This window comes from Saccharothrix coeruleofusca, from assembly GCF_017876325.1.
GTDB classification, from domain to species: Bacteria; Actinomycetota; Actinomycetes; order Mycobacteriales; family Pseudonocardiaceae; genus Actinosynnema; species Actinosynnema coeruleofuscum.
On the sequence record NZ_JAGINV010000001.1, the window covers coordinates 5,248,567 to 5,269,035 of the forward strand.

The window sequence follows — 20,469 nt, forward strand, 5'->3', positions numbered from 1 at the left end:
TGCGCGGGCGTTCGGTGTGCAATAGACCACAAACCGTGAGGGTGATCGGTCTCATTTCGGGCACGTCGATGGACGCCGTCGACGTGGCCGTCGCCGACCTGTCCCTGGACGGCGCCATCGTCGTGCTCGAACCGGTCGAGCACCACGAGCACCCGTTCCCCGAGGAGCTGCGCACCGCGCCCACCAGCGCCGCCGAGGTGTGCGCGCTGGACACCCGGCTCGGCAGGCTCTTCGGCGCGGTCGCCGCCCGCTACCCCGGCGACCTGGTCGCCTCGCTGGGCCAGACCGTCCACCACTGGGTGGAGGACGGCCGGTGCCTTGGCACGCTGCAGCTCGGGCAGCCCGCGTGGATAGCCGAAGCGACCGGGCTGCCCGTGGTGGCCGACCTGAGGGTGCGCGACGTCGCCGCGGGCGGCCACGGCGCCCCGCTGGCCAGCACCCTGGACGCGCTGTGGCTGGCCGGGTTCGCCGAGGAGGGGCCCGCGGTGGCGCTGAACGTCGGCGGCATCGCCAACATCACCGTGGTCGCCCCCGGCGAGCCGGTCACCGCCTACGACACCGGTCCCGGCAACGCGCTCATGGACGCGGCGATGACCGTGCTGACCAACGGGCTGCGCACGCACGACGTGGACGGCGAGTTCGCGCTGCGCGGCCGGGTGCACGCCGAGCTGCTCGACCGGCTGCTGGCCGACCCGTACTACGCACTGCCCGCCCCCAAGTCCACCGGCAAGGAGCACTTCAACCGCGCCTACCTCGACCGGGTGACCGAGGGGTTGGTGCTGCCCGCCGAGGACCTGCTGGCCACGCTGGTGGAGCTGACCGCGCGCACCGTCGCCGCCGGGTGCGCGGGCGCGGGCCTGGTGATCGGCTCAGGAGGCGGGATGCGCAACCCCGCGCTGGTCGCCGCGCTCCGACGGCACCTGCCCGACCTGCGCGGCAGCGACGAGCTGGGACTGCCGGTGGACGGCAAGGAGGCCTACCTCGCCGCCCTGCTCGGCTTCCTGACCTGGCACGGGCTGCCCGCCAACGTGCCCACCGCCACAGGCGCCTCCGGGCCGCGCCTGCTCGGCAGCATCACCCCCGGCCACGAGCCGCCGCGCCTGCCCCGACCGGTGACCACCGCCATCACCGGCCTGCGGATCAGCCACCAGAGGCGGCCGGAGGACGGAGGAAGCCGTGCGCGCACTTGATCTCGCCATCATCGTGCTGTTCCTGGTGGGGATGCCGCTGCTGGGGGTGTGGATCGGCGGCAGGCAGCGGTCGGCCACCGACTACTTCGTCAGCGAGCGCCGCATCTCCTGGTGGGTGGTCTGCGTGTCGGTGGTGTCGGCGGAGACCTCGACGCTCACCGTGCTCAGCGTGCCGACCGTGGCCTACCTGGCCACCCCCGCCGCGGGCGGCATGACGTTCCTGTCGCTGGCGATCGGCTACCTGATCGGGCGAATCGTGGTCTCGTTCGTGCTGCTGCCCAAGTACGTCGCGGGCGACCTGATCACCGCGTACGGGTTCCTCGGCAAGCGGTTCGGCGGCGGCCTGCAGAGCACCGCGTCGGTGACGTTCCTGCTCACCCGGCTGCTCGCGGACGGCCTGCGGCTGTTCGCCACCGCCATCCCGGTCAAGGTCGTGCTCGCCGCCTACGGGCTCGACGCCTCGTACTGGGCGATCGTGCTGGTGCTGGGCATCGCGATGGTGGTCTACAGCTTCCTCGGCGGCGTGCGCGCGGTGGTGTGGGTCGACGCGATCCAGATGCTCTGGTACGTGCTGGGCGCGGTCGCGGTGATCGCGGTGCTGGCCGGGAAGCTGCCCGACGGGTGGTTCTCCGGCGCGGCGGACGCGGGCAAGTTCCAGGTCCTCGACTTCGCCGCCAACCCGCTCACCAGCCCCTACGCCATCCTCACCGCGTTCATCGGCGGCGCGGTGCTGTCCATGGCCTCGCACGGCGCGGACCAGCTGATCGTGCAGCGGCTGATGGCCACCAGGGACGTGCGCGCCAGCCAGAAGGCGCTGATCGGCAGCGGTGTCGTGGTGATCCTGCAGTTCGCCCTGTTCCTGTTCATCGGCGTGATGCTGTGGGCCTTCTACCGGGGCGTGCGGCCGGTGCAGGACCTCGGGCTGAACAACAACGACGAGCTGTTCGCGCACTTCATCGTCAACGACATGCCGTCCGGGCTGTCCGGGTTCGTCATCGCGGGCATCCTGGCCGCGGCGCTGAGCTCGTCGCTGGGCGCGCTGGCCTCCTCCACGGTCACCGACGTCTACCAGAGGCTGGTGCGCCGCCCGCTCAGCGAGGCGGAGGTGTTCAAGCAGGGCCGGATCTGGACCGTGGTGTGGGCGGGCCTGCTGATCGTGTGCGCCGGGCTGTTCGCCTCGTTCACCCGGCGCGGCAACCCGATCGTCGAGCAGGGCCTGTCCATCACCGGGTTCACCTACGGCGCGCTGCTGGGCGCGTTCCTGCTGGGCCTGCTGTTCCGCCGGGCCAGGCAGAGCGACGCGATCGCGGCGTTCCTGACCACCGTGGCGGTGATGGCGCTGCTGATCCTGGGCGTGAAGTTCGTCGGACCGGACCTGGCGCTGACCGTCGACTTCAGCGCCGCCGCGCCCGCCAAGCAGGTCTTCGCGCTGGCCTACCCCTGGTACACGCCGCTGGGCGTGCTGGTCACGTTGCTGGTGGGCGGGCTGCTGTCGTTGCGGCACAAGGGCTCCGCGCCGCCGGAGCTGGAGGAGCCGGTCACCGCGAAGGCCGTGTGACGCCGGTCGGGGCCGGTGCCTCCCGCATCGGCCCCGACCGCTCTCCTAGGCCGCGGGGCGCATCCGGTAGGCCACCAGCTCGGTGTGCAAGTGGAATCCGAGCCGGGTGAACATGCGCACCGACAAGGAATTGCCCTCCAGCACGGCGGCGGCCGCCTGCGGTCGTGCACCGAACCGCTCGGCGAGCTTCCACACCAGTTCGGTCACCAGCGCCGCGCCCACGCCGCTGCCGCGCAGCCCCGGTTCCACGGCGACGAAGTCGACGTAGTACTCCCCCGGCTCGGCTTTGCCCGCCGCGTAGCCGAGCACGGCGTCGCCGTCCATCGCGACCACGACGGTGTGCCCCCGCGAGCCCTCCACCAGCTGCCTGCCGGACAGGTAGGTCTTGGGGAAGCAGCGCTCGTGCAGCACCGCGACGGCCTCGTGGACGGCGGCGTCGGTGGGCAGCACGCGCATCTCCCGCGCGGGTCCGGTGCGGGGGCAGTCGACGTCGTGCAGCAGCAGGCCGCGCAGCGCGTCGCCGTCGGCGAGGTAGACGCCGCTGGCCCGCCCGGCGGTGAAGCCGTGCCGCTCGGCGAACGCGGCGAGCCTGCGGTGGTGGGTGTGCCCGAACACCTCGCGGTCGGCGATGCCGTCGAGCAGCGGTGCCACGGCGGCGTAGAGGGCGTCGGCGTTCTGGTCCCAGATGCGGCTGCCCGCGGGGTGGTTGACCGGCACGTCCACGAACGGCCCGTGCAGGAAGGCGCGGCCCAGCTCGCGGTCGACCTCGACGCCGAGGAAGCCGCACAGCCGTCCCGAGTCGTCGGTGGCCACCACCGTGCGCGGCTCGAACCCGTCCAACTCCTCGCTGAGCTCGCCGAGCGTCTCGCCGAGGTAGCCGATGTGGTGCGCGGTGTCGGCCTGCAGCCGGACGAGCAGGTCCAGCACGTCCCCGAGGTCTTCCGGGGCGGCGAAACGGATGTCGTACATGCCCGAATGGTCGCCCGCGGGCGGCGGGAAGGCGAGGGAGTTTTCGTCCCGTGTGACCCTGGTGTCCCCCTCTGGGCTTGCCGCCGGGCTGAGCGTGGTAGACCCTGCTGGGGTGAGTGAGGAAACGATCCAACTGGAGCTCAACGACAGCGGGGTGGCGGTCGACCTCCCGATGCCCGCCAACCAGCGGGACCAGGTCCAGGAAGTCCCCTACCGTCCGGTGGAGTTCCGCGACGACGATCTGCCCGCCGCGTTGGAGCGGGCGGCGTCGTGGCTGCGGCAAACCCAGGAGTGGCTCGGTGAGGCGGTGGACGTCATCGCCGTCCACCTCGACTACGACGACACGAAGGGTTCGCCCTACTACGCCTTGAAGCTGCTGTGCAACGAGGAGGACCTGGCAGGCGTGCCGAAGGTCGTCCGCGAGCACGAAGGTGGCTCTCGCCAGTAGCACCCCGCGAGTACAAGGCCCCGCCCGTCCGGTACGGGCGGGGCTTCCCACGTCGTGGTCGGGACGAGCGTGTTACCGCTCAGTAACGTAGAATTCGGTCATGCCCGAACTCGTGTACCCCCCGGTGATCGCCGCCGCCAAGCTCGCGTTCCGCCTGCTCGACCTGCGCATCACCATGGAGGGCACGCAGCACGTGCCGACCTCCGGCGGCGCGGTGCTGGCCAGCAACCACGTCAGCTACCTCGACTTCATCTTCGCGGGCTACGGCGCCGACCCGTCCGGGCGGCGGGTGCGCTTCATGGCCAAGGACGCGGTGTTCAAGCACCGCGTGTCCGGTCCGCTGATGCGTGGCATGCGACACATCCCCGTCGACCGCTCGGCGGGCCAGGAGTCCTACCAGCAGGCGCTCGCGGCACTGCGCTCCGGCGAGGTCGTCGGCATCTTCCCCGAGGCGACCATCAGCCGCTCGTTCACCGTGAAGCCGGTCAAGAGCGGCGCGGTCCGCCTGGCCACCGAGGCGGGCGTGCCGCTGCTGCCGGTGGCGGTGTGGGGCACCCAGCGGCTGTGGACCAAGGGCCACCCCAAGCACCTCACCCAGCGCCACGTGCCCATCCGCATCATCGTGGGCGCCCCGATGACCCCCACCACCGACGAAGACCTGCGCACCGCGATGCAGGCCCTGCTCGACCGCGCCCAGCGCGAGTACCCGGAGTCCGGCGAGGGCCAGTGGTGGCAGCCCGCCCACCTCGGCGGCACCGCCCCCACCCCCGCCGAAGCCGCCGCCCTCGACGCCCACTGACCCCCGCGAGTCGAACGCTCAGTACCCCTGAATTCAACGCTCAGGACGCCCACGCCCGCCCCCGGCCTCACCTGATCATGGGCGTGTCGGGCGTGTCGTCCCCGCGAGTCGCGCACCCAGACACCACGAACCGGGCGTTCAGCCGCCCCGACCCGCACTTTCGCGCTCTCATCCGCGCTCGCGCCCTCCACCCCGCGCTTCCCGCCTCGGGTAGTAGCTACCGGCCCTCCCACGCCCCTCAGGTAGTACTTGCCGACGCGCCAGAGGGCGCAGCGGGCCCCAGCGACCCGCCATCCTTGGCGACCTGCCGCGCGGCGAGCGCCGCTTTGCTGGACAACCCAACCCGAACGACGAACTCAGGGGTCCCGAACGTTCGACTCGCGGTACCTGAGCGTTCGACTCGCGGGCTCAAGAAGGGGTGGGGGTGGTGTCGCGGCCGCGCAGGCGCTGGGAGATGACCTGGCTGATGCCGTCCCCCCGCATGGACACGCCGTACAGCGCGTCGGCGATCTCCATCGTCGGCTTCTGGTGCGTGATGATCAGCAGCTGCGACCGCTCCCGCAGCTGCTCGAACAGCCCGATCAGCCGGTGCAGGTTGGTGTCGTCCAGCGCCGCCTCGACCTCGTCCATCACGTAGAACGGCGACGGCCGGGCCCGGAAGATCGCCACCAGCATGGCCACCGCGGCCAGCGACTTCTCCCCGCCCGACAGCAGCGACAGCCGCTTGACCTTCTTCCCCGGCGGACGGGCCTCCAGCTCGATGCCGGTGGTCAGCATGTCCTCCGGCTCGGTGAGCACCAGCCGCCCCTCGCCGCCGGGGAACAGCACCTTGAACACGGTCTCGAACTCGCGCGCCACGTCGTGGTAGGCCGACGTGAAGACCTCCAGGATCTTGTCGTCGACCTCCTTGACCACGGTCAGCAGGTCGCGCCGGGTGGCCTTGATGTCCTCCAGCTGGTTGGACAGGAACTTGTAGCGCTCCTCCAGCGCGGCGAACTCCTCCAGCGCCAGCGGGTTGACCTTGCCCAGCAGCGACAGGTCGCGCTCGGCCCGCTTGGCCCGCCGCGCCTGGGTGTCGCGGTCGTACGGGATGGGCTGGGGGGCGGTCACCGCCTCGCCGCGCTCCTTGGCCGCCTCGTACTCGGCCACCTCCGCCTGGGACGGCGGGACGGGCACGTCCGGGCCGTACTCGCCGACCAGGTCGTCCAGGCCGATGCCGAAGTCCTCGGCGATCTTGGTCTCCAGCTGCTCGATGCGCAGCCGCTGCTCGGCCCGCAGCACCTCGTCGCGGTGCACGGCGTCGGTCAGCTTCTCCAGCTCGCCGGACATCTCGCGCACCAGGTTGCGCACCTGGGTCAGCAGCGTCTCGTGCCGGGTGCGCCGCTCCTGCGCCTCGTCGCGCTCGCGGGCGGCCCGCGCCAGCGAGGTCGCGATGCGCTCCAGCGCCGCTTCGCCGCCGCGCACGACGGCTCTGGCGACCACCGCGCCGCGGGCTCGCGCGGCGTGGGCGCGGGCCGCGCGCTCCCGCGCTTCGCGTTCGGCCCGAGCGGCGCGGCGCAGCCCTTCGGCCTTGCCCTGCAACGCCCTCGCGCGCTCTTCGGCGGTGCGCAGGCCGAGCCGGGCGTCCATCTCCGCCTGCCGGGCGGTGGCCAGTTCGGCGGCGGCCTCGTCGCGGTGGGAGGTGTCCGGCTCGTCGTCGAGCTGCTGCTCCTGCGCCACCAGCAGGCGCTCCTCCAGCTCGGCGAGCTTGAGCAGGTTCTCCTCGCGCGCCGCTTCGACCTTCTCCCGCTGCACGCGCGCCCGCTCGACCTCGGCCTCGGCGGAGCGCACCGCGGCGCCGAGCCGGTTGAGCCGCTCCGAGGAACGGGCGCGGCGCACCTTGGCCTCGTTGAGCTGCTCCTTGAGCGCGGCGACCTCGGCGCGGCGGGACTGCTGCTCGGCCCGCGCGCCCTCCAGCGCGGCGGCGGACTGCTCCAGCGCCCGCTCGGCCAGCGCCAGTCGCTCGCTGGCCTCGTCCACGGCGGCCTGCACCTCGATGACGCTCTGGCTGCGGCCGGACCCGCCGACCGCCCAGTCCGCGCCGAACAGGTCGCCCTCGCGGGTCACCGCCCGCACCTCGGGGTGGGCGCGCACCAGCTCCCGCGCGGCGGCCAGGTCGTCGACCACGGCCAGCCGGTCCAGCGCCCGGTGCAGCGCGGGCCGCAGCGCGTCCGGCGACCGCACCAGCTCCACCGCCCACCGAGCGCCCTCACCCAGCGCGGGCCACCCCGCCCGCTCCGGCGGCTCGCCGCCGCCGACCAGCACGCCCGCGCGGCCCGCGTCCTGCTCCTTGAGCAGCTCCAGCGCGGCCAGCGCGTCCTCGCCCGATTCGACGGCCACCGCGTCGGCCACCGGTCCCAGCGCGGCGGCCAGCGCGACCTCGTAGCCCGGTTCCACGGTCAGCAGCGCGGCCACCGACCCCAGCAGCCCCGGCAGCCGCGACGCCAGCAGCGCGCCCGCGCCGTCCTTGCGGGTCAGCCCGAGCGACAGCGCGTCCACGCGGGCCTTCCACGACGCGATGTCCCGCTCGGCCGCGCGCTCGGCCTTGACCAGCTCCTCCACCCGCCGCCGGGCCGCCTGGTCGGCCTCCACGGCGAGCCGGTGCCGCTCGTCCAGGCCCTCGTCGTCCTCGTCCTCGGTGCCGGTGACCTCGCGGGCCTCGGCCAGCTCCTGCCGCGCCACCTCCGCGCGCTCCACGGCCTCGGCCAGCGCGGCGGACAGCCGCTCGATCTCCTCGGCGGTGGCGTTCGTCTTCGACCGCAGCGCCTCGACCTGGCCGGACAGCCGGGCCAGTCCTTCGCGGCGGTCGGCGATCGCGCGCACGGCGGCGAGGTGGGCCTTCTCCGCGGCGGAGACGGTGCGCTCCAGCTCGGCTCGGGTCTCCACGGCTTCGGCCAGCGCGACGCGCGCCTCGGTCACGCCCTCCTGCAGCTCCAGCTCCAGCGCCGCGGTCTGCTCGGCCTCGGCTTCCAGCTCGTCGGGGTCGCGCCCGCCGCGCGGGGCGTCCACCGCGGCGGACAGGTGCCGCTCGCGCTCCACGGCCAGCCGCACGGTGCCGCGCAGCCGCTCCTCCAGCGCGGACAACCGGTACCAGGTGTCCTGGGCCTGCTGGAGCCGGGGCGCGTCGGCGGCGACCAGCTCTTCCAGCTCGTTCTGCTGCAGCTGCGCCTGTTGCAGCGACTTCTCCACCTCGGCGCGGCGGGCGCGGGCGGCGGCCTCGTCCTGCTCCTCGCGGGCCAGCGCCTCGCGCTGGGTGACCAGGTCGTCGGCCAGCAGGCGCATCCGGGCGTCGCGCAGCTCGGCCTGCACGACCTGGGCGCGGCGGGCGATCTCGGCCTGCTTGCCCAGCGGCTTGAGCTGGCGGCGCAGCTCGGCGGTGAGGTCGGTCAGGCGGGTCAGGTTCGCCTGCATCGCCTCCAGCTTGCGCAGCGCCTTCTCCTTGCGCTTGCGGTGCTTGAGGACGCCCGCGGCCTCCTCGACGAACGCGCGGCGCTCCTCGGGCTTGGACTCCAGGATCGCCGAGAGCTGCCCCTGGCCGACGATGACGTGCATCTCGCGGCCGATGCCGGAGTCCGACAGCAGCTCCTGGATGTCCATCAGCCTGCAGGAGTTGCCGTTGATCTCGTACTCGGTGGCGCCCTCGCGGAACATCCGGCGGGTGATGGAGACCTCGACGTAGTCGATGGGCAGCGCGCCGTCGGAGTTGTCGATGGTCAGCGTCACCTCGGCGCGGCCCAGCGGCGCGCGGCCGGAGGTGCCCGCGAAGATGACGTCCTCCATCTTGCCGCCGCGCAGGTCCTTGGCCCCCTGCGTGCCCATCACCCACCGCAGCGCGTCGAGCACGTTGGACTTGCCGGACCCGTTGGGACCGACCACGCAGGTGATGCCGGGCTCGAAGCGCAGCGTGGTAGCCGAGGCGAAGGACTTGAAGCCCTTCAGCGTCAGGCTCTTGAGGTGCACGCCGGGCAGCGTACCCGTGCCGGTGCGCGACCCACCCCAGGCGCGCTGACCAGGGCGATCGCGGTTTCGCCGATCACGGTTTCACCGAGACCAGGACCTTCATGTCGACCACCACGTCGAGCCGCTCGATGTCGGGGTAGGCGAACGAGGTGGAGCCGGGGATGCGCGCGTCCTCGGGGTGGTCGGTGCCCCACCAGCCGCCGATCTCGGTGCGGCCCGCCCGGTCGTGCACGACCAGCTTGCACCGGGCGCCCTTGGGCATCCCGCGCGTGGACACCCGCAGCTCGGTGCCCCACGACCTGCCCACCAGCTCCGCGCTGGCCGCCACGCCGCTGGCCGCGTCGGTGGCGGTCCAGGTGGCCGCGGTGCCCGCGGCGGGCGCGGGGTCGCCGGAGCGCTCCAGCAGCCGGGGCGCCACCAGCACGGCCGCCAGCAGCACGACCACCAGCGCGCCCGCGCCCACCAGCAGCGGCCAGCGCCTGCGCGGGGCGGCGGGCGGCGGGGGCGGTGCGGGCTCGGCGACCTGCCTCGGCGGCAGCGGCAGCAGGTCGGGCGAGGGCTGCGGGTCCTCGAAGGGCAGTTCCAGGTCGGTCAGCCGGACCTGGCTGAGCAGTCCGGGCAGCGGGGCCAGCCGCAGCATCTCGCGGCGGCACGGGGCGCAGGCGCGCAGGTGCCGCTCGAAGTGGGAGCGCTCGGCGGGGTCCAGGGAGCCCAGCAGGTAGGCGCCGAGTTCGAGGGCGTGCGAGCAGCTCACGGTTCGGTCACCCCCCGCTCCTCCAGCGCGTCCCGCAGCGCCCGCAGCGCGTAGAAGCAGCGCGACTTGACCGTGCCCGCCGGGATGCCGAGCACGGCGGCGGCCTCGGCGACCGTGCGGCGTCGGTAGTACAGCTCCACGACGACGTTGCGGTGGTCGGCGCTGAGGGCCCGCAGCGCCTCGGCCACCTGCCAGCTCTGCAGGACGTGCTCCACCTCGTCGGCGACCGGCGGCAGGTCGGCGGGCTGGATCGGCACCTCGGAGTTGCGCCCGCCGCGCCGCCGGAACCCGGAGATGACCAGGTTGCGCGCGACCGTGTAGAGCCACGGCCCGGCTTGGGCCGGGGTCAGCTCGTCGGCGTGCTTCCAGGCCCGCAGCAGCGTCTCCTGGACCACGTCCTCGGCTTGCTGGTGGTCTCCCCCGACCAAGCGCAGGACGTAGCCGTGCAGCGGGCCGCGCCAGCGGCCGTAGAGCTGCCTGACGACATCTTCGCCACGGTCCACGGGGTTAACTACGCCACGCGGGGCCCGCGCGTTCAACGCTCCGCGAAACCGGTGAGGCCGCCGCGGGCCCGCGACCAGCGCTCGACCACGGAATCCACCCGTCCGGGGGTAGCGCCCGAGCGCAGTGCCGCGACCAGCGCCCGGCACGCCTCCTCCGGGCCTTCGGCGTTGACCTCCACCCGACCGTCCCGCAGGTTGGACGCGGAGCCGACCAGTCCCAGCTCCAGCGCCCTGGCTCGGGTCCACCACCGGAAGCCGACGCCCTGGACGTGCCCGCGCACCCAGGCCGTGACGCGCACGCTCTGCTCCGGTTCAGTCACTCTGCCATCCCGAGATTTCACTCATTAGTGGTACGGTGCGCGACCGTGACTGCACGGCGCGGTAAGCGATCGGTCGCCGGTGTGCTCGTCGGGCTGCTGCTCGGGGCCGCTGGAGCCACCGGGGTGGCCTTCGCGAGCCCGGTCACGCTCGCCCGGCTCACCCCGGACACCACAGCACAGGACGGCGGCTCGTTCAACATCGGCCTGGGCGGCATCGGCGGCATCGGCGAGCCCGCCACGGAGGGCGGCGGCACCCCCACCGGGGGCGGCGACCGGCCCCCCGCCTCGTCCGCCACCACGACGACCACGACCACCACCACGACGACCTCCTCCACGACGACGACCACGACCACCACCGCGGAGACGACGAGCGCGGAACCGTCCTCCTCGCAGGCCGCGCCGCAGGCGCAGGCGACCACCACCACGCCGAGCAGGGCGGTGGACGCGAGCCAGGCGCAGTGGGTCGTGCAGCTGGTCAACGAGGCGCGCGAGGCGGCGGGCTGCAGGCCGTTGAAGGTGGACGACCGGATCACCGCCGCGGCCAAGGCGCATAGCACGGACATGGCGACGCGGGGCTACTTCTCGCACACGACCCCCGAAGGCGTGGACTTCGCCACGAGGATGCGGGCGGCGGGCTACTCCCGCCCCGGTGGTGAGAACATCGCCAAGGGCCAGCGCAACGCCGAGGACGTCATGAAGTCGTGGATGAACTCCGACGGGCACCGGCGCAACATCCTGGACTGCTCGTTCGTGGCCATCGGGGTGGGCCTGGACACCCGCGGCTGGTACTGGACCCAGAACTTCGGCCGTTAGACCGTCAGAGGAGAGCGCGTGACCGACGGGCAGTACCAGACCCCGGAACCCGACCGCCCCCGCCCTCGGGTGTCCCCGCACGTGCTGCTGGCGGCCTCGGGCGTGGTCGTGGCGACGATCTTCGCCTCGGTCGCGGCGATCGCCGGGGGCACCACCGAGGAAGCCGCCCCCTCCCGGCCCACGCCACGCGAGGACGTGGTGTCCCGCAACAGCCTGGTGACCGGCCCGTCCGGCACCTCGGTGGTGTCGGTGACCACCACGGCGGCGGAGTCGTCGTCCTCGGGGGCGAGCACGTCGACCACCACCACGACCACGAGCACCTCACGCCGGGTGCGGGTGACCACGGTGACGCGGGCGGACGGCACCACCACGACGACCACCGTCGAGGACACCACGCAACCGGCCGTGCAGCCGTCGAACCCGGTGGCCCCGACCACCACCCCGAAGACGACGACCACCACCACGACGCCGCCCACGCAGTCCTCCTCGTCGAGCACCCCGACCGAGCCGACCACCCCGTCCTCGACCGAGCCGTCGTCCGGGGCGTGAACGAGGAGCCGGTCGCCAGGTGACGGTGATCCACACGAAGGTGTGGATAGTTCCGCGATAAATCCGGTGACCGGCGCTCGCCGCCGATAACTCGAACACCCGACCCGGCCCTCCAGGGAGATGGTGTGTTCGAGGAAGATCAGCCCGAGTCGCCGACGAGGAAGCTGTCCTCCGCGGTGCTGCTCACCGCGGGCGGCGCCGTCGTGGCCACCGCGGGCGTCGTGCTGACGGCGCTGCTGGTCACCAAGCCGTGGGCGAAGCCACCCCAGCCGGAGGGCGAGGTGGTGGTGGTCCCGCAGACCAGCACGCGGCTCGTCGTCGGTCCGGGCGGGCGGACGTCCACCGTGGTCGTGACGGTGTCGGGGTCGGTGACCGTCGGCCGCTCCGCCGCGCCCCCGGTCCGCAGGCCCGCGGAGCAGCCCCAGCCCGCCGAGAAGACGGCGCGGGGCACGCAGGCCGCGGCGACGACGACCACGACGGCCCAGCCCGCGCTGACACCGCCCGCGTCGCAGCCGCCGAGCAACCCGCCGACCTCCTGGGAGCCGGTCACCTCGTCGTCCTCGTCGACCACCACCACGACGACGACCACCACCGCGGTCACCACGACGGCGGCGCCCGAAGAAGGATGACGAGCGCCACTGTCACGTTCCCCCGTCCCCCCTCGCTCTTCATGTCACCGAGGCGAGGAGGACGGGGACATGGCAGAGCGCATCGTGGTCGTCGGCGCGGGGTACGCGGGGTTGGCAGCGGCGAAGCTGGCCGCCCGGTGGACCGGGGCGCGGGTGACGCTGGTCAACGAGCGGGACCGGTTCGTGGAGCGGGTGCGGCTGCACCAGCTCGCCGCGGGCCAGCGGCTGCGCGATCTGCCGCTGGCCGAGCTGCTCGCGGGCACCGGTGTGGAGCTGGCGGTGGACCGGGTGACCGCGATCGAGGCGGCCACCCGCAAGGTCGAGCTCACCGGCGGCGCCCTGGGCTACGACCGGCTGATCTACGCGCTGGGCAGCCGCGCCGACCTGGGGTCGGTGCCCGGAGCCGCCGAGCACGCCCGCGCCGTGGCCACCCTGGAGGATGCCGAGCGGCTGCGCGAGGACCTGCGCGACGCCCGGACCGTCGCGGTCGTCGGCGGCGGGCTGACCGGCGTCGAGGCCGCCGCCGAGCTGGCCGAGTCGCGGCCGGACCTGCGGGTGCGGCTGGTCACCGGCGGCGAGCTGGGCGGCGCGCTGTCGGTGAAGGGCCGCCGCCACGTGCGCGCGGTGTTCGACCGGCTCGGCGTTCAGGTGCGCGACCGGGTGCGGGTGGCCGAGGTCCGCGCCGACGGGCTGGTGCTGGCGGGCGGCGAGGTCGTCCCGGCCGACGTCGTGGTGTGGGCGACGGGGTTCCGGGTGCCCGAGCTGGCGCGTGAGGCCGGGTTCGAGGTCGACGGCAGCGGGCGCCTGGTGGTGGACGAGGCGCTGCGGTCGGTGTCGCACCCGGAGGTGCTCGGCGTCGGCGACGCGGCGGCGATCCGCAGGCACGACGGGCTGGAGCTGCGGATGGCCTGCGCCACCGGCGTGCCGACCATGCAGCACGCGGTGCGCGTGCTGGCCGGGCGGGAACCCGAGCCGCTGGGCTTCCGCTACTTCAACCAGTGCGTCAGCCTGGGCAGGCGGGACGGGCTGATCCAGTTCGTCGACGCCGACGACAACCCGCGCGAGGCGGTGCTCACCGGACGCCTCGCGGCGCGCTACAAGGAGGCCGTGGTGCGCGGCGTGGTGCTCTACCAGCGGCGCCCGCAGCTGTTCGCCCGGCGGTGAACCCACCTGCGGCCCCAGCGGGGCTTCAGCGGCGTTCTCAGCGGGGTTTTCAGCGGGATCTTCAGGGCTCGAACCGGTACCCCATCCCCGGCTCTGTCACCAGGTGCCGGGGGCGGGACGGCTCGGGCTCCAGCTTGCGGCGCAGCTGCGCCAGGTACACCCGCAGGTAGTGGGTCTCCTTGGCGTACGCGGGGCCCCACACCTCCTGGAGCAGCTGCTTCTGCCCGACCAGCTTGCCCCGGTTGCGGGCCAGGGTCTCCAGCAGGCCCCACTCGGTGGGGGTCAGGTGCACCTCGGCGCCGTCGCGGTGCACCTTCTTGGCCGCCAGATCCACGGTGAACGACGCGGTGCGCACCACCGCCTCCTCGCCCTCGGCGGACACCGCCGCCCGCCGGACCGCCGCGCGCAACCGCGCCAGCAGCTCGTCCATGCCGAACGGCTTGGTCACGTAGTCGTCCGCGCCCGCGTCCAGCGCCTCGACCTTGTCGGTGGAGTCGGTGCGCGCGGACAGCACGATGATGGGCACCGAGGTCCAGCCGCGCAGGCCCGCGATCACCTCGGTGCCGTCCACGTCGGGCAGGCCCAGGTCGAGCACCACCACGTCCGGCTTGCCCTCCGCGGCGGCCTTGAGCGCGGCGGTGCCGTCGGGCGCGGTGAGCACCTGGTAGCCCCTGGCGGACAGGTTGATCCGCAGCGCCCGCACGATCTGCGGCTCGTCGTCGACCACCAGCACCCTGGTCGTGTTCACCGGTCCATTGTCCGCATCTCCCGCAGCGCCTCTCGCGGCCGTCGTCGTCCGCAGTGTGCCCCCGCGATTCATCCCGAAGTGGCCCTCTGCCACTCTCTTGACGGCAGGACCCATCGCATTTACGCAACTTTGACGGAGATGTCTCCGCATTGGTGCGGAGACAGCGGAGTACATCCGGGTGCGAATAGTGAATAAGCCTGGACACCGGTAGTTCTTCAGTGCGAATGTCCTGTCCGAATTAGGACAACCGCTCACTGTGGGTGAGCCACGAGGAGGCCCTCGATGACCACCAGTGTGACGAGCCAGGACGCCTTACAGCTCGTGGTCGCCGTCCACCGGCTGGTGCGCAGCCTGCGTCAATCGGCACCGATGCGGCGGTTGCAGCCGACCCAGCTCCTCGTCCTCGCCGAGCTGTCCAGCCACGGGCCGATGCGGATCGGCGAGATCGCGGTGCGCGCGCTGTGCTCCCAGCCCACCGCGACCACCGTGGTCACCGGCCTGGAGTCCAGCGGCCTGGTGCGGCGGGAGGCCGACCCGGCGGACGGGCGCGCGACCATCGTGGTGCTCACCGCGGCCGGGCGGGAAACGGTGCTGTCGCTGGCGCACGGCGAGGCGGAACTGCTGTCCGAGCGGCTGTCCCGGCTGTCCGGCGAGGAGCGCGAGCGCATCCGCTCGGTCACCCCGCTGCTGCGCCGCCTGGCCGACCCCGAAGTCCGCTAGCGCGCCATTCGCAACATTTTCGCATTCCTGGGCGCGAATTCGGAGATCCTGGCGGTTCGCCTCGCGCTAGCCGGAAGTTCGACTCGCGCGGGGGCGGGGTTGGCAGCGAGGGCAGGAGTAGGACGAGCGGTTCATGAAGGGCTCGCGGACGATCGGGGTGCCGCAGCGGCGGCAGGGGCGGTCCTCCTGCCCGTAGACGGCCAGTGAGCGGTCGAAGTAGCCGGACTGGCCGTTGACGTTGACGTAGAGCGCGTCGAACGACGTGCCGCCCTCGCCCAGCGCCTCGTGCATGACCGCGGTGGCGTGCTCCAGCAGTTCCGCGACCTTGGCCTTGGTGAGCTTCCCGGTGGGCCGCAGGCCGTGCAGCCGGGCGCGCCACAGCGCCTCGTCGGCGTAGATGTTGCCCACGCCGGAGACCAGCGTCTGGTCCAGCAGGGCGCGCTTGACGTCGGTGCGGCGGGACCGCAGCGCGCGTACCGCCGCGTCCGGGTCGAACCGGGGGTCCATCGGGTCGCGGGCGATGTGCGCCACGGGCTGGGGCAGCGGCGTGCCGTCCACCTCGACGACCTCGGCCAGCGCCAGGCCGCCGAACGTGCGCTGGTCGACGAAGCGCAGCTCGGGACCGCCGTCGTCGAAGCGCAGCCGCACCCGCAGGTGCTTCTCGTCGGGCGCGTCCGGGGGCTGGACCAGCATCTGGCCGCTCATGCCCAGGTGGGCCAGCAGCGCGTCACCGCCGGACAGGTCGACCCACAGGTACTTGCCGCGCCTGCGGGCGCCCTCCATCCGCTGACCGGTCAGGCGCAGCGCGAAGTCCGCCGCCCCCGGCAGGTGGCGGCGGATCGCCCGGTCGTGCAGCACCTGGACCGAAGCGACGGTCCGACCGGCGACGTGCGCGTGCAGCCCCCGGCGGACCACTTCGACCTCGGGGAGTTCGGGCACGTGCGGTGATCAGTCCTCGGTGGTGGTGTCGCCCTCGCGCTCGGCCCGCTCCAGCTCCTCCAGGAGCTCGTAGGCGGCGGCCTGCGGCTTGGTCGGCTTGAGCATCCACCCGCCTGCCTGCGCGGTGTCGCGGACGAGGACCAGACCCTGGATGCCGCCGTTGCGGGCGGCGCTCAGCGGGCGGGACGGGCGCCGCGTACGCGGGCGCCGGTTCGTCCGTACGTTCGTGGCATACATGTCGGCGTCAGTCTTCCTCGGTCTGTGAGGTGTGCTTGTTCGCCGAGTTGGGGGCGTGCCCGTTGCCGGACGCGGCCGACTCCTGTTCGGCGCGGACCCGCTCGGACAGCACGCGGTAGGCGGCCTCGGCCGCCTTCTGCTCGGCTTCCTTCTTCGTGCGCCCGTTACCGGAGCCGTGGGGCAGACCACCGACGAACACCGTGGCGGTGAACTCCTTGCGGTGGTCCGGGCCCTGGTCGTCCACCCGGTACTCGGGGACACCCAGGCCCGCCGATGCGGTCAGCTCCTGCAGGCTGGTCTTCCAGTCCAGGCCCGCGCCGCGCAGCGGCGCCTCGGCCAGGAGCGGGTCGAACAGCCGGTGGACCAGCTGGCGCGCGGTGTCGATGCCGAACTGCAGGTACACCGCGCCGATGACGGCCTCCAGGCCGTCGGCGAGGATGCTCGCCTTGTCCCTGCCGCCGGTCAGCTCCTCGCCCCGGCCGAGCAGCAGGTACCCGCCCAGCCCGTCCTCGCCCAGGCCGCGGGCGACCCCGGCCAGCGCGTGCATGTTGACCACGCTGGCGCGCAACTTCGCCAGCTGCCCCTCGGGCAGCTCGGGGTGCTTGTTGTAGAGGTGGTCGGTGACGACGAGGCTCAACACCGCGTCGCCGAGGAACTCCAACCGCTCATTCGGCGGCAGACCGCCGTTCTCGTACGCGTACGACCGGTGCGTCAGCGCGAGCACGAGCAGCTCGGCGTCCAACGGGACGCCGAGCGCTTCGAGCAACGTGGCGCGGTCGGTGGACCGTCCGCGCGGCGGCCTACCCCCCACGGTTCTAAGTTACCTTCGCCAGGGAGATCAGGCCGGCTGGACGACCTGGCGGCCGTCGTACTGACCGCAGTTCGGGCAGGCGACGTGCTGCGGCTTGGGCTGGCGGCACGCCTTGTTCTGGCAAGCGACCAGGTGCACGGCAGCGGTCTTCCACTGAGCGCGGCGCGAGCGCGTGTTCGAGCGCGACATCTTCCGCTTCGGGACGGCCACGACTAGTTCTCCTCTGGATTGTCACGAGTCCCGCCGAACCGCTCCTGCAGAGCGGCCCAACGGGGGTCAATCGTCTCATGCCCGTGGTCGGGGCCGAGATCGGCCAACTTCCCGCCGCAGTCGACGCACAGCCCTTGGCAGTCCGGCGAGCACAGCGGCACCTGCGGCAGCGCGAGCACGATCGCGTCGCGCACCACTGGTTCGAGGTCGATCAGGTCGTCGGTGATCCGGCTGACCTCGTCTTCCTCGGTGGTCTCGTCGGTGGTGCTGTCCGGGTAGGCGTACAACTCGGTCAGCTCCACCTCCACCTCGGCCGACAGCGGTTCGAGGCAGCGCGAGCACTCCCCCTCCACCACCGTCGACGCGGTGCCCGTGACCAGCACGCCCTCGACCACCGCTTCGAGCAGGAGGTCCAGTTCCACGCTGCCGCCCTCGGGCACGGCGATCACGTCCCGCAGGCCGAGACCCGCTGCGGGCACCGTCCTGCGGTAGGCGCGGCTGGAGCCCGCGCGACGACCGAGGTCCCTGGTGTCGATGATCCAGGGCCCGGCTACTGGGGGACGCGCGGCGGCGTGACGGTACTCGGACATGATGTGTGGGTGGCTGCCGGGCGACTTGCCACGGCCAGCCTGTCAAGGGTACGGGACAACCCGCCCGGTCGTGAAATCGGTGGTCGAACCGCAGGTCAGTCGTGGTAGTCGAACGGCGCGGCGGCGCTGGCCACGGCCGGGCCGCGCAGGTGCGAGCGGCCCTTGCCGACGCTGCGCAGGGTGTGCGCGAGCAGGTCCTCGAAGTCGGCCAGCTTGCCGTCCACGTAGGCGTCGCACTCGCTGCGCAGCCGGATCGCCTCGGTCTGCGCGGCGTCGAGCACGCGGGCGGCCTCGGCGTGCGCGGCCTGCACGACCTCGGTCTGGTCGACCAGCCGCGCCTGCTCCGCCCGCCCCTCCTCGATCGCGCGCTCGTAGTTGGCCCGGCCCGCCTGGACCATCCGGTCGGCCTCGGCGTGCGCCCGGCCCACCAGGTCCTCGTACTCCTGGCGGCCCGCGGCCACGGTGCGCTCGGCCTGGTCCTCGGCCTCGCCCACCACGCGCTCGGCGTGCGCCCGCGCCTCGGCCAGCATCCGCTCCGCCTCGCGCTGCGCCTCGGCGACCAGCCGCTCGGCCTCGGCGCGAGCCTTGCCCACGCTCTGCTCGGCCTCGTGCTGCGCCTTGCCGATCAGCTCGTCGCGGTGGTCGAGCACGTCCTGCGCGTCGTCCAGCTCCGCGGGGATCGCGTCGCGCACGTCGTCGAGCAGTTCGAGCACGTCACCGCGCGGCACGACGCAGCCGGAGGTCATCGGCACCCCGCGCGCCTCCTCGACGATCGTGACCAGCTCGTCGAGGGCCTCGAACACCCGGTACACGTCACACTCCTCGCGCCCGTCGCACACGTACCCGTCCTAGTGTGCCCTGCCGATCTCGCGCGGGTGGGGAGATCGGCAGGGCGTGTCCGCCTACCGGCCGATGTCGACCAGGACGAAGGTGGCGTAGTGGTCGGCGGTGTAGAAGTACAGCTTCGGGCTGCCGTTGCCGGTGACGATCCGGCGCGCCCCGCGCGTGGCCGAGCCGGGCGTCTTGACCGTGTACTCGCGGTAGTAGCCGGTCGAGCAGCTGGGCAGGACGCCCTCGCGGTTGTGGAAGGTCTGGTTGTCCTGCGGATACGGGTACGGGCCGCCCGCGCGGATCAGCCTGGTGGTGTCGGCGGCCTGGGGCGGCAGGGAGGACAGGGCGACCTTGCGGAAGCCCGAGGTGTCGCCGCAGGCGGCCTGGGCCGAGGTCGCCGCGACGGCCCCCGGCGCGATGCCGAGGGTGGCGGTGAGGGCCAGCAGCAGGGAGAGCAGCACCGAGGCGGTGCGCGAGGTAATCTGGCTCATGGTGATCGACAGTAATCACACCGAGTGATCAGGTCACCACTTGCGCGTTAACCGCGGGTGACGGTCAGCGACCTTCGGCGAGCCGCTGCTGGAGCCGGGTCATGATCGAGGGGGGCAGCAGGGCGGCGACGTCGCCACCGTAGGTGGCCACGTCCTTGACCAGCGAGCTGGCCAGGAAGCTGTAGATCGGGTTGGTCGGCATGAACAGCGTGTCCACCCCGCTGAGCTGGTGGTTCATCTGCGCCATCTGCAGCTCGTAGTCGTAGTCGCTGACCGCGCGCAGGCCCTTGACGATGGCCCTGATGTCGTTCTCCCGGCAGTAGTCGACCAGCAGGCCGTGCCAGGAGTCCACGCGCACGTTGGTCCACTGCGCGGTGACCTCGCGCAGCATGTCCGTGCGCTCCTCGACGGAGAACAGGGTGCGCTTGTTCTTGTTGATGAGCACGGCGACGACGACCTCGTCGAAGAGCTTCGCCGCTCTGCCGATGATGTCCAGGTGTCCGTTGGTCGCCGGGTCGTAGGAGCCGGGGCACACGGCACGTGTCATGACTCCGGACGGTAGCACCCGATCGGACGCGCCCAGACCGGTCGTGGCCCGCATCACCCGGCGGCGCGCACCCGCTCAGCCCAGTGCAGCGCGGTGTCCCCATAACGCTTGCCGCGCAACGATTCCAAGCCACTTGGCCACTGCGGCTCGGGGCTGCGCGCGGCCCGTTCGACCACCACCACGGCGCCCTCGGCCAGCCAGCCCGCCGCCACCAGCCCGGCCAGCACCGAGGCCAGCCGCTCGTCGGCCACGTCGTAGGGCGGGTCGGCGAGGACCACGTCGCACGGGTGCTCCGGCGGGGTGCCCGCGACCGCCTCGGCGGTGCGGTTGAGCACCGTCGCGCCGGGCAGGCCCAGCGCCCTGGCGTTGGCCTTGAGCACCTCGGCGGCCCTGCGGTCGGACTCCACGAAGGTGGCCCGCGCCGCACCCCTGGACAGCGCCTCGAACCCCAGCGCCCCCGAGCCCGCGTACAGGTCCAGCACGTGCGCGCCGTCCAGGTCCACCCTGGCCTCCAGCGCGCTGAACAGCGCCTCGCGCACCCGGTCGGAGGTGGGGCGCGTCCCGCGCGGCGGCACCTGGAGGCGCCGCCCACCGGCCACCCCCGCCACGATCCGAGTCACGCCGCCATCCTCTCACCCCGCGCCCGCCCG

General features: G+C 72.9%; 24 protein-coding genes. 9 read left to right on the forward strand and 15 right to left on the reverse strand.

Translation table 11 applies throughout. From position 1 onward, the window contains the following. The first annotated feature begins 35 nt into the window (after window positions 1–35). Both JOF41_RS23575 and JOF41_RS23580 read left to right on the forward strand, forming a co-directional pair. Window positions 36–1,190, forward strand: a complete 1,155-nt coding sequence (locus JOF41_RS23575) for an anhydro-N-acetylmuramic acid kinase (protein WP_209622020.1) — start codon at window positions 36–38, stop codon at window positions 1,188–1,190. After that, the gene (locus JOF41_RS23580) at window positions 1,177–2,748 is read left to right on the forward strand and encodes a sodium:solute symporter (protein WP_189222849.1); all 1,572 of its coding nucleotides are present in this window, start codon (window positions 1,177–1,179) and stop codon (window positions 2,746–2,748) included. Before JOF41_RS23575 ends, JOF41_RS23580 begins: the two co-directional genes overlap by 14 nt. A 45-nt stretch (window positions 2,749–2,793) precedes the next feature. On the opposite strand, the gene JOF41_RS23585 is transcribed toward JOF41_RS23580, so the two are convergent. Beyond that, a complete protein-coding gene (locus tag JOF41_RS23585; RefSeq protein WP_209622023.1) occupies window positions 2,794–3,717 on the reverse strand; it encodes a GNAT family N-acetyltransferase in 924 nt (307 codons plus the stop codon). Between the two features lie 112 nt (window positions 3,718–3,829). Between JOF41_RS23585 and JOF41_RS23590 the strand changes: the two genes are divergently transcribed. Next, window positions 3,830–4,165: a hypothetical protein gene (locus tag JOF41_RS23590; RefSeq protein WP_189222847.1), complete on the forward strand. Its 336-nt coding sequence runs from the start codon at window positions 3,830–3,832 to the stop codon at window positions 4,163–4,165. Between the two features lie 100 nt (window positions 4,166–4,265). Next, a complete protein-coding gene (locus tag JOF41_RS23595) occupies window positions 4,266–4,964 on the forward strand; it encodes a lysophospholipid acyltransferase family protein (protein WP_189222846.1) in 699 nt (232 codons plus the stop codon). 408 nt (window positions 4,965–5,372) lie between these two features. Here JOF41_RS23595 and smc read toward each other — a convergent pair whose 3' ends face one another. The 4 genes from smc to JOF41_RS23615 all read right to left on the reverse strand — a co-directional run bounded on the left by smc (window position 5,373) and on the right by JOF41_RS23615 (window position 10,540). Further along, complete coding sequence (gene smc, locus JOF41_RS23600) at window positions 5,373–8,963, reverse strand: chromosome segregation protein SMC (RefSeq protein WP_209622027.1); 3,591 nt, start codon at window positions 8,961–8,963, stop codon at window positions 5,373–5,375. A gap of 73 nt (window positions 8,964–9,036) precedes the next feature. Then, window positions 9,037–9,717, reverse strand: a complete 681-nt coding sequence (locus JOF41_RS23605) for an anti-sigma factor family protein (RefSeq protein WP_209622030.1) — start codon at window positions 9,715–9,717, stop codon at window positions 9,037–9,039. Beyond that, a complete protein-coding gene (locus JOF41_RS23610; RefSeq protein WP_189222843.1) occupies window positions 9,714–10,220 on the reverse strand; it encodes a sigma-70 family RNA polymerase sigma factor in 507 nt (168 codons plus the stop codon). Before JOF41_RS23610 ends, JOF41_RS23605 begins: the two co-directional genes overlap by 4 nt. A gap of 32 nt (window positions 10,221–10,252) precedes the next feature. Then, the gene (locus JOF41_RS23615) at window positions 10,253–10,540 is read right to left on the reverse strand and encodes an acylphosphatase (protein WP_189222842.1); all 288 of its coding nucleotides are present in this window, start codon (window positions 10,538–10,540) and stop codon (window positions 10,253–10,255) included. A 45-nt stretch (window positions 10,541–10,585) separates the two neighbouring features. On the opposite strand from JOF41_RS23615, the gene JOF41_RS23620 reads away from it, so the two are divergent. The 4 genes from JOF41_RS23620 to JOF41_RS23635 all read left to right on the forward strand — a co-directional run bounded on the left by JOF41_RS23620 (window position 10,586) and on the right by JOF41_RS23635 (window position 13,695). After that, window positions 10,586–11,353, forward strand: coding sequence for a CAP domain-containing protein (locus JOF41_RS23620; protein WP_209622032.1), 768 nt, complete (start codon window positions 10,586–10,588; stop codon window positions 11,351–11,353). An 18-nt stretch (window positions 11,354–11,371) separates the two neighbouring features. Then, window positions 11,372–11,902, forward strand: coding sequence for a hypothetical protein (locus tag JOF41_RS23625; RefSeq protein ID WP_209622034.1), 531 nt, complete (start codon window positions 11,372–11,374; stop codon window positions 11,900–11,902). Between the two features lie 125 nt (window positions 11,903–12,027). Next, window positions 12,028–12,531, forward strand: coding sequence for a hypothetical protein (locus JOF41_RS23630; RefSeq protein WP_189222839.1), 504 nt, complete (start codon window positions 12,028–12,030; stop codon window positions 12,529–12,531). Window positions 12,532–12,600: 69 nt separating this feature from the next. Continuing rightward, the gene (locus JOF41_RS23635) at window positions 12,601–13,695 is read left to right on the forward strand and encodes an NAD(P)/FAD-dependent oxidoreductase (RefSeq protein ID WP_209622037.1); all 1,095 of its coding nucleotides are present in this window, start codon (window positions 12,601–12,603) and stop codon (window positions 13,693–13,695) included. Between the two features lie 61 nt (window positions 13,696–13,756). On the opposite strand, the gene JOF41_RS23640 is transcribed toward JOF41_RS23635, so the two are convergent. Beyond that, the gene (locus JOF41_RS23640) at window positions 13,757–14,443 is read right to left on the reverse strand and encodes a response regulator (RefSeq protein ID WP_189222837.1); all 687 of its coding nucleotides are present in this window, start codon (window positions 14,441–14,443) and stop codon (window positions 13,757–13,759) included. 282 nt (window positions 14,444–14,725) lie between these two features. On the opposite strand from JOF41_RS23640, the gene JOF41_RS23645 reads away from it, so the two are divergent. Beyond that, a complete protein-coding gene (locus JOF41_RS23645) occupies window positions 14,726–15,163 on the forward strand; it encodes a MarR family winged helix-turn-helix transcriptional regulator (protein WP_189222836.1) in 438 nt (145 codons plus the stop codon). Window positions 15,164–15,229: 66 nt separating this feature from the next. Here JOF41_RS23645 and mutM read toward each other — a convergent pair whose 3' ends face one another. From mutM to rsmD, 9 genes are all read right to left on the reverse strand, one after another. Beyond that, complete coding sequence (mutM, locus tag JOF41_RS23650; RefSeq protein WP_189222835.1) at window positions 15,230–16,102, reverse strand: bifunctional DNA-formamidopyrimidine glycosylase/DNA-(apurinic or apyrimidinic site) lyase; 873 nt, start codon at window positions 16,100–16,102, stop codon at window positions 15,230–15,232. A gap of 9 nt (window positions 16,103–16,111) precedes the next feature. Then, entirely contained in the window at window positions 16,112–16,339 is a 228-nt protein-coding gene (locus JOF41_RS23655) for a hypothetical protein (RefSeq protein ID WP_209622043.1), read from the reverse strand. 7 nt (window positions 16,340–16,346) lie between these two features. Continuing rightward, window positions 16,347–17,150, reverse strand: coding sequence for a ribonuclease III (gene rnc, locus JOF41_RS23660; protein ID WP_189222833.1), 804 nt, complete (start codon window positions 17,148–17,150; stop codon window positions 16,347–16,349). Between the two features lie 27 nt (window positions 17,151–17,177). After that, window positions 17,178–17,360 (reverse strand): 50S ribosomal protein L32, encoded by a 183-nt coding sequence (gene rpmF, locus JOF41_RS23665; RefSeq protein WP_189222832.1) that lies wholly within the window; start codon window positions 17,358–17,360, stop codon window positions 17,178–17,180. A gap of 2 nt (window positions 17,361–17,362) precedes the next feature. Beyond that, a complete protein-coding gene (locus JOF41_RS23670) occupies window positions 17,363–17,950 on the reverse strand; it encodes a YceD family protein (RefSeq protein ID WP_189222831.1) in 588 nt (195 codons plus the stop codon). Between the two features lie 95 nt (window positions 17,951–18,045). Continuing rightward, the gene (locus JOF41_RS23675; protein ID WP_189222830.1) at window positions 18,046–18,762 is read right to left on the reverse strand and encodes an SPFH domain-containing protein; all 717 of its coding nucleotides are present in this window, start codon (window positions 18,760–18,762) and stop codon (window positions 18,046–18,048) included. Between the two features lie 90 nt (window positions 18,763–18,852). Continuing rightward, complete coding sequence (locus JOF41_RS23680) at window positions 18,853–19,272, reverse strand: guanyl-specific ribonuclease (protein ID WP_209622046.1); 420 nt, start codon at window positions 19,270–19,272, stop codon at window positions 18,853–18,855. A 64-nt stretch (window positions 19,273–19,336) separates the two neighbouring features. Next, on the reverse strand, window positions 19,337–19,819 hold the full coding sequence (coaD, locus tag JOF41_RS23685; RefSeq protein ID WP_189222829.1) for a pantetheine-phosphate adenylyltransferase: 483 nt from the start codon (window positions 19,817–19,819) through the stop codon (window positions 19,337–19,339). Window positions 19,820–19,872: 53 nt separating this feature from the next. After that, a complete protein-coding gene (gene rsmD / locus JOF41_RS23690) occupies window positions 19,873–20,439 on the reverse strand; it encodes a 16S rRNA (guanine(966)-N(2))-methyltransferase RsmD (protein WP_209622049.1) in 567 nt (188 codons plus the stop codon). Window positions 20,440–20,469 lie beyond the last annotated feature (30 nt).